The sequence below is a fragment of the Dermacoccus barathri genome (assembly GCF_015070805.1).
Taxonomy (GTDB): Bacteria; Actinomycetota; Actinomycetes; order Actinomycetales; family Dermatophilaceae; genus Dermacoccus; species Dermacoccus abyssi.
The window spans coordinates 249,725-264,447 of the sequence record NZ_JADCTK010000001.1 but is presented as its reverse complement, the minus strand read 5'-3'; the positions used below and the strand labels follow the sequence as shown (position 1 = coordinate 264,447).

Annotated in this window: 10 protein-coding genes; 8 read left to right on the top strand and 2 right to left on the bottom strand. The window is 70.2% G+C overall.

Going from position 1 to position 14,723, the window contains the following annotated elements:
- Nucleotides 1-41 precede the first annotated feature (41 nt).
- From IM689_RS14925 to IM689_RS01215, 4 genes are all read left to right on the top strand, one after another.
- Nucleotides 42-1,211 carry a phosphatase domain-containing protein gene (locus IM689_RS14925; RefSeq protein ID WP_193642549.1) on the top strand — a complete coding sequence of 390 codons (1,170 nt, stop codon included), beginning with the start codon at nucleotides 42-44 and terminating at the stop codon, nucleotides 1,209-1,211.
- Nucleotides 1,212-1,285: 74 nt separating this feature from the next.
- On the top strand, nucleotides 1,286-1,519 hold the full coding sequence (locus IM689_RS01225; RefSeq protein ID WP_047310521.1) for a hypothetical protein: 234 nt from the start codon (nucleotides 1,286-1,288) through the stop codon (nucleotides 1,517-1,519).
- 149 nt (nucleotides 1,520-1,668) lie between these two features.
- Entirely contained in the window at nucleotides 1,669-3,687 is a 2,019-nt protein-coding gene (locus tag IM689_RS01220) for a thioredoxin domain-containing protein (protein WP_193642548.1), read from the top strand.
- A 160-nt stretch (nucleotides 3,688-3,847) separates the two neighbouring features.
- Complete coding sequence (locus IM689_RS01215) at nucleotides 3,848-5,149, top strand: MFS transporter (RefSeq protein ID WP_193642547.1); 1,302 nt, start codon at nucleotides 3,848-3,850, stop codon at nucleotides 5,147-5,149.
- Here IM689_RS01215 and hrpB read toward each other — a convergent pair.
- Nucleotides 5,140-7,695, bottom strand: coding sequence for an ATP-dependent helicase HrpB (gene hrpB / locus IM689_RS01210; RefSeq protein WP_193642546.1), 2,556 nt, complete (start codon nucleotides 7,693-7,695; stop codon nucleotides 5,140-5,142). The two genes, IM689_RS01215 and hrpB, sit on opposite strands and share 10 nt — an antisense overlap.
- A 133-nt stretch (nucleotides 7,696-7,828) precedes the next feature.
- Here hrpB and IM689_RS01205 point away from each other — a divergent pair, with 133 nt between their 5' ends.
- Together IM689_RS01205 and IM689_RS01200 are read left to right on the top strand one after the other, a co-directional pair.
- Nucleotides 7,829-9,019: an MFS transporter gene (locus IM689_RS01205; RefSeq protein ID WP_193642545.1), complete on the top strand. Its 1,191-nt coding sequence runs from the start codon at nucleotides 7,829-7,831 to the stop codon at nucleotides 9,017-9,019.
- Nucleotides 9,020-9,183: 164 nt separating this feature from the next.
- Nucleotides 9,184-10,095 carry a DUF559 domain-containing protein gene (locus IM689_RS01200; RefSeq protein ID WP_129664073.1) on the top strand — a complete coding sequence of 304 codons (912 nt, stop codon included), beginning with the start codon at nucleotides 9,184-9,186 and terminating at the stop codon, nucleotides 10,093-10,095.
- A gap of 80 nt (nucleotides 10,096-10,175) precedes the next feature.
- On the opposite strand, the gene IM689_RS01195 is transcribed toward IM689_RS01200, so the two are convergent.
- Nucleotides 10,176-10,799 carry a LysE family translocator gene (locus tag IM689_RS01195; protein WP_193642544.1) on the bottom strand — a complete coding sequence of 208 codons (624 nt, stop codon included), beginning with the start codon at nucleotides 10,797-10,799 and terminating at the stop codon, nucleotides 10,176-10,178.
- A 75-nt stretch (nucleotides 10,800-10,874) separates the two neighbouring features.
- Here IM689_RS01195 and ppc point away from each other — a divergent pair, with 75 nt between their 5' ends.
- Nucleotides 10,875-13,661 carry a phosphoenolpyruvate carboxylase gene (gene ppc / locus IM689_RS01190; protein ID WP_193642543.1) on the top strand — a complete coding sequence of 929 codons (2,787 nt, stop codon included), beginning with the start codon at nucleotides 10,875-10,877 and terminating at the stop codon, nucleotides 13,659-13,661.
- Between the two features lie 48 nt (nucleotides 13,662-13,709).
- Nucleotides 13,710-14,651 (top strand): 2-hydroxyacid dehydrogenase, encoded by a 942-nt coding sequence (locus IM689_RS01185; protein WP_193642542.1) that lies wholly within the window; start codon nucleotides 13,710-13,712, stop codon nucleotides 14,649-14,651.
- Nucleotides 14,652-14,723 lie beyond the last annotated feature (72 nt).

Sequence of the window (14,723 nt, the reverse complement as noted above, 5' to 3'; positions counted from 1 at the left end):
CGCCGCTCGCCGACGAGCCCTGCCCCACAGGAGGACACCCCGTGCCCAGCACCCTCGATCTGCTCACCGCCCTCATCGACGGTTCGACGAGCCGTTCCGAGGAGCGCGAAGTGCTCGACATCCTGCGCTCCGCGCCCGCCGCCGAGCTCGACGAGGCCATGGAGAAGCTCGACACCGTCGAGTTGTTCGACAGCGTCGACAACCGGCTCATCGGCCGCGATCACCGGGACGACCTCGTGCAGCTTCTGGCCTACGAGCGTCGTGACGACCTCGGCCTGCACGCGCAGGCGTCGATCATCCGCGGTATGCAGGAGGGCCACACGGACGAGGTCATGGAAGCGGCGATCCGCGACATACTGCTCTCGCACGCGGGCAACGACCTGTCGCACCTGAAGAACACGATCAACCTCGCGAAGGGCCGCCACGACCTCGAGGGCCTCGTGTTCTCCGACGTCGATGACGAGGGAATTCGCGAGGAGATCCTCGCCCACTTCGCGGCGAGCTCGTCGCTGGACGGGGAGCGTCAGGCGAAGGCGTTGTCGGACATCGACGACACGGCGCTGGCGAAGATCCACGAGGACCGCCACCCGAAGGGCAGCGTCATCCCCGGCGTGCTCGAGTTCTACGAGGCACTCGACCTGGGCCCGCGCGACGAGCCGATCTCGCGGGGCGACCTCACCTTTGTCACGGCGCGACCCTCGGATGCGCTCGGGCTCATGAAGGGTCACAGCCGCGAGACGCTGACGAAGGCCGGGCTGGCCGACATGTCGATCATGACCGGCAGCATCTTCAACCTCGCGACGCACGACTCGATGGCGGCCAAGAAGGTCGAGAACATCGACCACTACGCCAAGCTCTACCCCGAGTACGACCTCGTCTTCATCGGCGACTCGGGCCAGGGTGACATCGCCGTGGGTGAGGCCATCGTCGAGGCGCACGGCGACGTCGTGCGGGCCGTGTTCATCCACGACGTCGTCGCGATGGCTCCGGCTGAACGAGAGAAATTGGCCGCGAAGAACATCTGGGTGGTCGACACGTACGTGGGCGCCGCGGCGAAGGCGCACGAGCTCGGGCTTGTCTCGCCGGCGGGTGTGAAGCGGGTGATCGCGGAGACGAATCGACTGCTCGACGAGATGGCTTGGGAGACACCGGAGCAGGAGCAGACGATTCGGTCGCTCGTCCAGCGCGACGCTGCCGCAGCAGGTCTCTGACACCTGGAACATACCGATCCGTTCGCAAAATGTATCGAATCGGTATGTGCCGGAGCGTTACAGAACGTTCACCTGTGTTCGGGGTGTTGACCTTTAAAGCGTTGCCCGAAGGTGGCACGGTAGAGGGCATGAGCCTGGAAGAGTCGCTTCTCCTCGTCGTGAGCTCGGTGATCGTGATGTTCGTCCTGATCTTCGTGCTGGCGACGGTGGAGGAGCGGATGTTCGACGCGGTGCTCGTCTCACCCGACGAGGACGAGGCCGTGGATGCCACAGCCGACACCGTGACAGAACTCAGTCGCGCGGCGTAACACCGCCGCCGTCCAGCGCGCCCAGGCCCTCGTCGGGCAGGCGCGTGAACAGATCGATCGCCGTGCGCACCCGCGTCGGCGATCGGTCGATGCTGCACGAGCATCCGATGTCCGTTGTCCCTGTCGGTGTCGGCCACTAGCGTCGAGGCATGGCCAATCGTCTTGCCGCATCCCTGAGCCCGTACCTTCGTCAGCACGCCGACAACCCGGTCGACTGGCGCGAGTGGGACGACGCGGCGTTCGCCGAGGCGCGTGAGCGCGACGTTCCGATCCTGCTCTCCGTCGGGTACGCGGCCTGCCATTGGTGCCACGTCATGGCACACGAGTCGTTCGAAGACCCCGAGGTCGCGGCCGTCGTCAACGCGAACTTCGTCGCCGTCAAGGTCGACCGCGAGGAACGCCCCGACATTGACGCCGTGTACATGAACGTCACGCAGGCGCTCACCGGCCACGGCGGCTGGCCCATGACGGTGTTCCTCACGCCCGACGCTGCACCGCTGTACGCGGGCACGTACTTCCCGCGCGACCACTTCCTCCAGGTGCTCTCCGCCATCGACGACGTCTGGCGCACTGACCGCGAGCGCGCCGAATCGAGTGGCCGCGCCATCGTCGACGCCGTGAGCGGAATGACGGTGAAGACCTCCACCAGCGCTATCGAGTTCGACGACGAAGCGCTCGCCGCGTCGATCACGGCGTTGCGGCGCGAGTTCGACGACGCTCGCGGCGGCTTCGGGGGAGCCCCCAAGTTCCCGCCGTCGATGACGCTCGAACACCTCCTGCGGCACCACGCCCGGACGGGTGACGCCGACGCGCTCGCCATGGCCGAGCGCACCTGCGAGGCGATGGCTCGCGGCGGAATGTACGACCAGCTCGACGGCGGCTTCGCGCGCTACAGCGTCGACGCCGCGTGGGTCGTGCCGCACTTCGAGAAAATGCTGTACGACAACGCCCAGTTGTTGCGCGTCTACGCCCACCTGTGGCGCGCCACGGGTTCCGCGTTGGCCCGTCGCGTCACGGTCGAGACCGCCGAGTTCATGTTGCGTCGGTTGCTCACCGACGAGGGCGCGTTCGCTTCGGCACTCGACGCGGACACCGACGGCGTCGAAGGACTCACCTACGCGTGGACGCCGGCGCAGCTCGTCGAGGTACTCGGCGACGAGGACGGTGCCCGCGCTGCGCGTCTGCTCGAGGTGACGCCGCACGGCACGTTCGAGCACGGCAGTTCGACGCTGCAGCTGCGCCAAGACCCCGGAGACGTGTTCGCCCCGGACGAGGTGGGCGACCCCGACGCGTGGTGGCACGACGTTCGTTCGCGGTTGCTCGCCGCGCGCGACCGGCGGCCTCAGCCGGCCCGCGACGACAAGGTCGTCACCTCCTGGAACGGACTCGCGCTTGCAGCTCTCGCGGAGGCGGCCATGATTCTCGACGAGCCGCGCTGGCTCGACGCGGCGCGCACCGCGGCCGACGTCGTGCTCGAAGCACACGTCGTGGACGGTCGGCTGCGCCGCACCTCGCTCGGCGGTGGGGTGAGCGAGGCGCTCGGCTGTGCCGACGACTACGGCAACCTCGCCGAGGGCCTACTCGTGCTCCACCAGGCCACCGGGGAAGCGTGCTACCTCAGGCACGCCACGGAGCTGTTCGATGCCTCGCGCGACCTCTTCGTCACGGACGGCGTCGTCTACGACACGGGCTCGGACGCCGAACAGCTCTTCACCCGGCCCCGTTCGACAGGCGACAACGCCGAGCCGTGCGGCGCGTCGGCCCTGGCGAACGCGGCGGTCATGGCGTTCGCGCTCACGGGAGAGGCGGCCTACCGCGAGTTCGCGGAGGTGTGTCTCGGGCAGTTGGGTGCCGTCGCGCGTCAGGCGCCCCGGTTCGCCGGGTGGGCGCTCGCTGCAGCCGAGGCGCTCGCGGCGGGGCCGGTTCAGGTGGCGATCGTCAGCGACGGCAATTCGCCCGACACTGACGCCATGGCCACCGGCGCCTGGCAGGCGACGAGCCCTGGCCTCGTGCGAGTGGTGGGCCGTACGGATGCCGAGGGCGTTCCGCTGCTCGCCGACCGCCCGGCCACAGGCGGCCGTGCCACTGCCTACGTCTGCCGGGGATTCGTCTGCGACGCGCCGACGACGGACGTCGGCGAACTCGAGCGGAGCCTGCGGGAGGTCTGACCCGGCCGCCCGACATCAGCTGACGCACTTCGGTGCATCTGACGCGGTTCGAGCTGGTTCAGACGTGCATCACGTGCACCGAACTGCGTCACCTGCGACGGTCCGGGCCAATGTCCGAATCCTGCCTGGCTCGTGCTTCGGCGCTGTTACCGTCACGCGCATGACGAGTGGGGGCGCGGCGAACGGGGTGCGCGCGGACGACGTTCTGCCCACTCGCGTGCGCGCGGGGTACGGCCTGGGATCGGTCGCGACGGGTTCGTTCGGCGCCGTTCCGGGGCTGCTCCTTCTGCCCCTGCTCACGGACAACCTCGGTGTCGCGGCGTGGCTCGCCGGCCTTCTCGTCTTCCTGCCGAAGGCGTGGGACGTCATCTTCAACCCCATCGTCGGCGGCATTAGTGATCTGCGCGGCGCATCATCCCGACGCCCGTTCCTCCTGCGTGGTGGCCTGACGCTCGCCGTCCTGTTCGCTCTGCTCTTCTTCGGGCCGAGCTCGACGACGGCGGGGGCGATCTGGGTCGTCGTTCTCTACTTCGCGTGCGCCAGCGCGTACGCGTTCTTCCAGGTGCCGTACATGGCACTGCCCGCCGAACTCACCTCCAGCTACGACGAACGCACCCGCCTCATGACGTGGCGCGTCGCCGTGCTCGCGCTCGCCATTCTCGTGAGCGGCGGCCTCGCACCCGTCGTGCGTGACGCGGTGGGCTACTGGGCTGTCGGACTGTTCGTCGGCGCCCTGATCGCGGTGGGCACGCTCGCGTCGTGGCGCGGGACAGCCGGCGTCACTCCACGCGTGACGACGAGTTCCGTGGGGTCGCTGCGGGAGCAACTGCGCGTCGTCAGCGCGAATCGTGCCTTCCGAAACCTGGTGTGCACGTGGATCATCCAGGCCCTCGCCACCGGAGCGATGCTCGCCGGCGTCGACTACGTCGCACGCTGGGTTCTGGAGGACGACGGTGCGGCGACCGTCCTGTTCGTCTGCTTCGTCGGGCCGGCGCTCCTCGTCACTCCGCTGTGGCAGCGCTTCGCCGAGCGTCGCGACAAGCGACAGGGCTACGTCGTGGCGTCCCTCGTCTTCGCGGTGGGCGCGCTCACGACGTGGTGGGCCTCGAACGTCGGCATGGCAGCCACAGCCCTGACGCTCGCTGTCGTCGGCGTCGGCTACGCGGGCATTCAGCTCTTCCCCATGGCGATGCTGCCGGACGTGGCGGCCGACGACGCGACGGCGTCGGGCGAGAACCGCATCGGCACGTTCACCGGGGTCTGGACCGCGGGGGAGACACTCGGCCTCGCCCTCGGCCCGTTCCTCTACGCCGCCGTGCTGGCACTCGGTGGGTACGCACCGTCGACCGGAGGCGGCGCGACCCAAACCGGCCAGGCGATCACCGCCGTGGCGCTCGGTTTCACGGTGATGCCGGCCGTGCTCGTCGTCGTGTCGCTGCTGTTCCTGCGCCGCTACCGCTGAGAACCGAGACGGTTCTTCGTCTTCGCGGTGGCGACGTGCGTCGTCGGATCCTCGGGCCACGGGTGCTTGGGGTAGCGCCCGCGCATGTCGGCGCGCACGCCCGCGTACGGCCCGGCCCAGAACGACGCGAGGTCGTCGGTGATCGCGAGCGGACGCCCCGCCGGTGAGAGCAGGTGGAACAGCACCGGGGCGCGGCCGTCGGCCAGGCGCGGGGTCTCATCGAGCCCGAAGCACTCCTGAAGCTTCACCGCGACGACCGGTGGATCGGCCGGGTCCTCGGGGTAACTCACCCGGATGCGCGAGCCGCTCGGTACCTCGAAGCGTTCGGGTGCGAGGTCGTCGAGGCGGGTCGCTTCGGGCCAGGGAAGCAGACGACGTAGCGGGTCGAGCAACCGCACCGACGACGCCTTCGCCCCGCGAGCGAGTGCGTCGAGCTCCGGGCCGAGCCACTCGTCGGCGCGGTCGAGGAGGCTCGTATCGTCCATCGCCGGCCAGAGCTCGCCGAGGTGGTGATGGAGGAAGGCGAGGCGGCGACGCAGAGCCGTCGCTTCGTCGCTCCAAGTGAGCAGGTCAAGGCCGTGCCTGTGCAGAGCGTCATGGACGGCCGCTCGCGCGGCCTCGGGTGTCGGCTTCGTCGGGGTAGCCGAGAACTCGATCGCGCCGAGGGCCTGCACGCGACGCGCGGTGACACGGCCGTCGTCCCAGGTGGCGCGGACTTCGTCGACGAGGAGGTGGCTCGCGGCGCGCTCGGCCAGTTCGCGCGTCAGCGGCGCGGCGAGCCTGACGACGGCGCCCGTGCCCTGCGCGACGCGTCCGTCGGCCCGCGCGGCCGCGGCGACGGCGAGCCATTCGTGGTGGCGCAGGGGCGAATTCGGCGGGAGCGCCGCGCGGGTGCCCGAAGCGAGAAGGTAGACGCCGTCAGTCACCCGCCGAGCCACCCGCTCGGGGTAGGCGAGGGCCACGACGAACCCGTCGGCGCATTCCCCAGGCACGGGCGGCGTTTCGCGTCCCGCTTCGCTCGGGTGGTGTTCAGCAAGGCGGGTGAGGCGGTCGCGTTCCTTCGACCACCGGGCTCGGGCGGGGCCGCTCAGCTCTCGCAAAGCGCGGGCGAGGTCGGCGTCGTTCGCGCGGAGATCGTCGGAGAGGGCCGCCACGACCCCGGCGGCCCGACAGACGTCGACTCCCTCGCCCGCGACGAGCAGCGCCCGCCCCAGGCGCGGGTCGGTCGGCAGGCCCGCGAGGGTGCGACCCAGCGGGGTGAGACGGCCGTCATCCGAACCGTCCAACGCCCCGAGCGCGGTGAGCGACTCGTTCGCCGCCCGCAGCGCGGCAGCGGGTGGCGCCGTCGGCAACCGCAGCCCGACGCCGCCGGGTGTGCCCCACGCGGCGAGCGTCAGCGCTGCGGAGGTGAGGTCGGCCGTCGAGATCTCCGGCGTGACGTGCTCGGGCATCCGCGCGAACGTCCGCTCGTCGTAGCAGCGCACGACGCGTCCCGGCCCCAGACGGGCCGCGCGCCCGGCGCGCTGTTCGGCGGATGCGCGCGAGCACGCCACCGTGACGAGGCCCGCCATGCCGCGTGCCGCATCCCGACGCGGTTCGCGCGCCAGGCCGGCGTCGATGACGAGCCGCACGCCCGGCACGGTGAGTGACGACTCCGCGATCGCCGTCGAGACGATGACGCGCCGCGGCTCGTCTGGCCCGCGCCCGGCCGTGATGCGGTCCTGCTCGCGCGCGTCGACGCGCCCGTGCAATTCGAGCAGGTCACGATCCGGTAGGGCACGGCGGACGGCGTCGGCCACGTGCGACACCTCGCGCACGCCGGGCAGGAGCACCAGAGCGTCGTCGTCGCTGGTGCGAGCAGCGTCGACCGCGACGCGGGCAACGTGGTCGAGGAAGTCACGCGTCACGCCGCGCGCATCGGTGCGTGGTGCGTCGAAGGGCGCCCAGTCGAGCGTCAGCGGGTGCAGCGCCGAGGGGCAGTCGACGAGCGGGGCGACGCCGTCGTCCCTGCCGAGGACGTCGGCGAACGTCGGGGCGTCGAGTGTGGCCGACATTGCGACGAGGGCGAGATCGTCGCGCAGTCCGCGCACGTCGGCGAGCATGCCGACGAGCAGGTCGGAGTCGAGTGAGCGCTCGTGGACCTCGTCGAGCACGACGGCGGCCACACCCGTCAGTTCCGGGTCCGCCAACAGGCGGCGCACGAGCAGTCCCGGCGTGACGAACTCGACGAGCGTTGACGCGCTCGTGCGCGCATCACCGCGCACTGCATATCCGACGTGCTCGCCCAGCGTCGTGCCGGAAAGCTGCGACAGCCGTCGGGCTGCTGCGCGCACCGCGACCCGTCGCGGTTGCGTCACGATCACACGCCCCGCGCCTGCGACGTGGTTCGCCACGAGCGGCGGCGCCAGCGTCGTCTTACCGGTACCCGGCGGTGCCTGAACGACGGCGGCGCCCCGCGTCAGGGCATCGCGCAACGCGTCGAGAGACGCCGCGAAGGGCAGCCCCGCGCCGATGCGGTCGAGGTCGAATTCAGGCACGTTCGCCATCCTTTCGTGCCGGGCGCGACGCACGCCAGCGGCAACCCGAGCGACGCAGCGTCAGGGCGATGACGTGGGTGGCCGCCCGGCCTGCGAGAGTGGACCTCAACACCGTCATTTTGCGAGAAGGAGTCACCGCGTCATGCCCAGGTCAGTGTCGTCGCTTCGAGAACTGCGCGACTCGGGTTGGCCCGGAGTGGTGGCGCTCGCCGTCGGCATCTTCGCGATGGTGACGGTGGAGGAACTGCCGATCGGCGTTCTCACCCTCATCTCCGACGACCTGGATGCGTCGAAGGGCGCCGTGGGTCTCGGTGTGACGCTCGCCGGCGCCGTCGCGGGTGTCATGGGTCTGTCGACGAGCGTCGTCATCGGCACGCTCGACCGGCGCCTCGTGCTCGTGGTTGCTCTGCTCCTCGTCAGTGCCGCGACGGCAGCGACGGCGGCTGCGCAGAACGTGGCCGTCTACCTCGTGGCGCGCCTCATCGCGGGCCTCGGCATCGGCGTGTTCTGGGCGCTCATCGCCATCGTGGCGTCACGCATCGTGCGCCCGGAGCGCGCGGCGCTCGCGACGACGGTCGCGTTCACCGGCGCCGCGGCGGCCACGATTCTCGGCGTTCCGCTCGGCACCTGGCTGGGCACGACGTGGACGTGGCACACGGCCTTTTTCGTCCTCGCCGCCCTGTGCCTCGTGACGGCCGGCGCGCTGTGGGTGCTCGTGCCGCGCGTCCTCGTCACGGAGCGCTTCACGTTCGACGGCTACCGCCACGCGTGGTCGATCGGCCCGGTGCGGTTGGCCCTGTTCGTCACCGCGGTGCTGGTCGTCGCGCAGTTCTGCGCGTACACGTACGCGAGCCCGGCGCTGCAGGAGTTCGCGGGCGTGAGCGAGGCCGGCGTCGGCGGAATGCTGCTGCTCATGGGTGTTGCGGGCCTCATCGGCAACGTCGGCTCGGCGCCGATCATGCGCACGCACCCGATGCTCGCGCTGCTGCTCGTGACCACCGGCATGACCGTCGGCGTGTTCGTTCTCATGATTTCGGGCGCACCCATCGTCGCGGCGATCGCCATGACGATCTGGGGCCTGTTCGGCGGCGCGATGGCCGTCGTGCTTCAGCACTGGGTGCTCACGTCGGCGCGTCAATATGCCGAGCCCGCAGCCGCGCTCGACTCGGGCATCTTCAACTTCGCCATCGCCGGCGGCGCCGCGCTCGGAGCCCTCGTGCTCGACACGAGCAGCATCCACGCGGTCTACGTCGTCGCCGCCATCGGCATGCTGACGGCGACGCTCATGGTCGTCGCCTACCGCCGTCGCATCACCCGCGCAGCCGCGCGCTGATGCGCACGATGTGAGTGTTGGCCCGGTCTGTGACCGGCGCCGCTCACACACTGGGCCAACACTCACAGGTTGTTTTCCCCAGGTATGACGCTCTGACACCCCTTTCCACAGGCGGCGGGCCCGACGTCGGCACGAGGCAGGCGACGCGACGCGACGCTGACGGCATGACCGAACCGCTGAAGCGCCGTCTCGCCGAAGGCCGCCATGACTTCCACCGTTCCGACGCCGATCGGCAGGGCCTGTCGAAACGCACCCTCGCCTCCTGGGTCTCCGCCGGACTACTGGAGTCGTTGGGCGGTGGGGACTACCTCATCGTGGCACCACTCGTTGGCGTCACCGCGTTCGAGCGTGCCCGATGCCTTCACCTTCGACGTTGCGGCAGTCTGTTGGCCGGACGGCCAGACCTGTACCTCGTCGGACGTTCCAGCGCGGTGGCTCACGGCGTGGCCGTCCTGTCCGAACCCGAACGGGTCGAGGTCTCCCGCCGACCTCGCGTGCAGGCTTCACGCGGAGTGCTGCATTCCTTCATGCCGTGGGGCAGCGAGACCGTGGTGATCGAAGGCCTGCGATGTCAGCGGCTCGAGGAGGCCTGCGTTCAGATTGCCGCTGCCCACGGTCCGCGAGCGGGACTGGTGACGGCGGACGCCGCCGCGCACGCGGGCGTGACTAGGTCCAGCCTGCTCCAAGCGTCGCAGGTCTTCGGGAAGCGCCCCGGCGCTCGCGAGGCGCGCCTGGCCGTCTCGTTGGCCGATGGTCGGGTGGAATCGGTCGGCGAGTCACTGGTGCGGTGGGAGGCACACGTGGCCGGGGTGCGACTCGTGCCGCAGGTCGTCGTCCACGACGACGTCGGACGGTTCGTGGCCCGGGTCGACTTCGTCATCGAGGGCACGAACGTCGTCGTCGAGTTCGACGGAATGGGAAAGTACGCCTCACCCGACGACCTCCGCCGCGAGAAACGTCGGGAGATGGCGCTGACTCGCCTCGGATATCGAGTGCTGCGTTTCACGTTCGATGACATGCGTCGCCCCGGATATGTGGGCTCGATGCTGGCGCGAGCTGCGGCGACGGCCGCATAACGATGTGAGCGTTGGCCCGGTCTGTGACCGGCGCCGCTCACACACTGGGCCAACACTCACAGGTGGGGCGGCTGCTCACTTCACACGAGCTTCGTCGCGAACTCGACGGCCATGACGACGCCGAGCGCCACGAGCGCCCACCCGGCGAGGACGACGGCGCGGCGGTAACCGGTGTCCGTGAGTCGGTCGCGCCCGCGGGAGACGAGAACGGCGAGGACGGCCTTCGCGCCGACGAGCATGAGGTAGAACACCGCGACGAACGCGATCGCGGCCGCCGGACTCGAGCGCCACGCGGTCACCGTCAGCGGCCCGAGGAACGTGAGCCAACTGATCCAGGGGTGCGGGCTGACGAGGTTCAGCGCGATGGCGCGGCGCACCTCGTCACGACCCGTGCGGCGTGGGGCGTCGGCGCCGAGCGCCAGGCTTTCCGAACGAGCCTCCCGCATCGTCTGCACGCCGACCGCGGCCACCGCGATACCGCCGACGACACCGAGCCAGGCCAGCCACGACGTCGGCATCCGGCCCAGCGCAAGCAGCGTCACGCCCACGACGACGGCGTCGCTGAGCAACGGCACACAGGCCACGGCGAGACCCCGGCGCAACCCGCCACGCAACGTCGCGGTGACGACGAGCACGAGCAAGGGCCCGGGGCTGACGCCGGCGGCCAGCCCGAGGCCGAGCGCCGTCACCACGGTTGAGATCACCGGGCCATCGTAGGGAACGCTTCGCCGACTGGACGCTCCGTCGTGGCGCCCTCCGCTCTCGGCATACTGGTGAGCATGTCCGAACCACTGCACTTCATCACGACCGACGCGGACCGCTCCCAGACCGAGCCGCTGCGTGACGACATCCGCCTCCTCGGCGGCCTGCTCGGCGACGTCGTGCGTGAGCACGAGGGCGAGCGCGTCTTCGGCCTCGTCGAGGACGCCCGCGTGCGCGCGTTCGGCGTGCGTCGTCAGGAGGTGGACCGCGGGTCGTTCGGCGACACGCTCACCGGCCTCGGCACCCGCGACGCCCTCCACGTCATCCGCGCCTTCAGCCACTTCGCGCTGCTCGCGAACATCGCCGAAGATCTGCACCGTGAACGCCGTCGCGCCAGCCATGTCGCGGCGGGCGAGCAGGCCCCGGACGACTCCCTCGCCGCCACCTACCGCAAGCTCGCGGGCGCGAGCATCGACGGTGACCTCGCGGCCGAGCGCCTGGCTGGCGCGAGCGTCGTGCCCGTCATCACGGCCCACCCCACCGAGACGCGCCGCCGCACGGTCTTCGAGGCGCAGAGCCACATCAAGTCCCTCATGCGCGAACGCGAGCGCATGACCCTCGACCAGGTCGAGGACGCGGAGAACCTGCGCCAGATCAAGCTGTGGATCCTCACGCTGTGGCAGACGGCCCTGATCCGCCTGTCGAAGATCACGATCACCGACGAGATCGACGCCGGCCTGCGCTGGTACGACGCGGCGTTCTTCGACGTCATGCCGCAGATCAACGCCGGCCTGCGCACCGCGTTCGACGAGCTGTACCCGGGCAAGGGCATCGGCGAGGAGCCCATGCTGCGCGCCGGCTCGTGGATCGGCGGCGACCGTGACGGCAACCCCAACGTCACGGGCGAGGTCGTCGACTACGCCACGCGGCGCGCGTCCGAGACGGCCGTCGGGCACTACCTCGACGAGCTGGCGCAGCTCGAGAAGAGCCTGTCGATGTCCGTTCGAATGTCGCCGACGAGCGACGACCTCCTCGCCCTCGCCAAGCGCGGCGCCAACGCCGGCGACGCGCGCGACGACGAGCCGTACCGTCAGGCGCTCGCCTGGGTCCGCGCGCGCCTGTCGGTGACGTTCGAGGCCTTCTTCTCCGAGGCGCACGCCAAGGCGATGACGCTCGACGCGACCGCTCCGGCGTACGAGACGCCGGAGGAGCTGCTGGCGGATCTCGACATCGTCGATGCGTCGCTGCGCAGCACCGGCGACAACCTCATCGCCGACGACCGGCTCGCCACCCTGCGTGAGGCCGTGCGCACGTTCGGCTTCCACCTCTACGGCCTCGACATGCGCCAGAACTCCGAGACGCATGAGGCGACGATCGCCGAACTCTTCGCCTGGGCCGGCGTCCACGACGACTACGCCTCGCTCGACGAGGACGCCCGCGTCGAACTCCTCACCGCCGAGCTCGCGTCGAACCGTCCCCTCGCGGGCCCGTCGGCGTCGTTCAGCGAGACGACGCAGAAGGAGCTGGCCATCACGGCGGCCGCCGCCCACGCGGTGCGGACCTTCGGCGAGCAGGCCGTGCCGAACTACGTCATCTCGATGTGCACGAGCGTCTCCGACATGCTCGAGACGGCCGTACTCCTCAAAGAAGCGGGCCTGCTCACCGTCGACGGCGGCACGCCCGTCTGCTCGGTGAACATCGTACCGCTGTTCGAGACGATCGAGGATCTCCAGGTCTCCGCGACGACGCTGCGCGCCGCGCTCGACGTGCCCGCCTACCGGGCGCTCGTCGACGGCAAGCGTGGGCTGCAGGAGATCATGCTCGGCTACAGCGACTCCAACAAGGACGGCGGCTACATGGCCGCCAACTGGGCGCTCTACCGCGCCGAGCTCGACCTCGTCGAGGTGGCCGAGGACGCCGACATCCGGCTGCGCCTGTTCCACGGCCGCGGCGGCACCGTCGGTCGTGGTGGCGGCCCGAGCTACGAAGCGATCCTCGCGCAGCCGCCCGGCGCCGTCCGCGGCTCGCTTCGCCTGACCGAGCAGGGCGAGATCATCGCCGCGAAGTACGCCGAGCCGAAGCTCGCCACGCGCAACCTCGAAGCGCTCGTCTCCGCGACGCTCGAATCGTCCCTGCTCGACGTCGAGGGTCTTGAGCCCGACGAGGTGGAGGCCGCCTACACCGCGATGGACGAGATCGCCGCGCTCGCCCGTGAGGCGTACGGCGACCTCGTGCACCGCACCGACGGCTTCGTGGAGTACTTCAAGACCTCGACGCCCGTGGCCGAGATCGGCGAGCTCAACATCGGCTCGCGCCCCAGCTCACGCAAGGCAACGAACTCCATCGACGATCTGCGCGCCATCCCGTGGGTCATGTCGTGGTCGCTGTGCCGCGTCATGCTGCCGGGTTGGTACGGCACCGGCGCTGCCCTCGAGCGGTGGATCGGTGACGACGAGAAGCGGCTCGAGCAGCTGCGCGGGTACGCGGAGCGGTGGCCGTTCTTCCAGACCGTCATCTCCAACATGGCGCAGGTCATGGCGAAGTCGGATCTCGGTCTGGCCGCCGAGTATGCCGAACTCGTCGAGGACGAGGAGCTGCGTGAGCGCGTCTTCGGCCAGATCCGTGACGAGCACGCGCGCACCCTCGCGATGTACGAGAAGATCACCGGCCACGACGACCTGCTGTGGGACAACGCGGCGCTCAAGCGTTCGGTGTTCAACCGTTTCCCGTACCTCGAACCGCTCAACCACCTCCAGGTCGAGCTGCTGCGTCGCTACCGCGCCGGTGACGACGACCCGCAGCTCAAGCGCGGCATCCTGCTCACGATGAACGGGCTGGCCACGGCGCTGCGCAACTCGGGCTGACGGCTCTCCGCTGCCCACGGTCGTTCGGGCAGTTGGCAGGATGGGGCCATGAGCAACGTCGTCATCGCGCACCAGCACGTCCTTCTGCCCGACCTGACCGAGGAACTGACAACCGAGGACGGCGCGCTGTGCCTGCCCGCCGACGAGAGTGAGCGTCGCAGTTTCCTCGATGAGCACGGCGCCGGCGTGAAGGTTGCCGTGACGTCCTCGTTCGCCGGTTTCGACGCCGACCTCATGGACGCCCTGCCCGATCTCGAACTCATCGCGAACTTCGGCGTCGGCTACGACAGCACCGACGTCAAGGCGGCGAGCGAGCGCGGCATCACCGTCTCGAACACCCCCGACGTCCTCAACGACGGCGTCGCTGACCTCGGCGTCGGGCTCATCATCGACGTGCTGCGCGGGATCAGCGCGTCCGACCGGTTCGCCCGCGCGGGGAAGTGGAAGAACGGCGCGTTCCCGCTCCAGCGCGAGGTGACGGGGCGGCGCGTCGGCATCCTCGGTCTCGGCCGCATCGGCCAGGAGGTGGCGACGAGGCTCGAGGGGTTCCGGTGCGAGATCGGCTACCACAACCGCAACGAGGTCGAGACGAGCTACCGCTACTTCGGCAGCGCCGAAGAGCTTGCCGGCTGGGCCGAGGTGCTCGTCGTCCTGACGCCCGGCGGTGCCGCGACGAAGGCGCTCGTCGACGCCGACGTCCTTGCTGCGCTCGGGCCGGAGGGCTACCTCGTCAACATCGCGCGCGGCACCGTCGTCGACGAGGACGCGCTCGTCCAGGCGTTGAACGACGCCACCATCGCGGGGGCGGGCCTCGACGTCTACCCGAACGAGCCCCACATCAACGAGGCTCTCATGGCGCTCGACAACGTCGTGCTCACGCCGCACATTGCGAGCGGCACCCGCGAAACGCGCCGTGCGATGGCCGACACCGTGCTGGAGAACGTGCGCACGTGGCTCGCCGACGGCCGCGCGGTGACGCCGGTCAACTGATCGCTCCGTCGAGCCGCGACACGACGAAGCCGCCCGTCCCCATGGGGGAGGGCGGCTTCGGTGCGATCTGGG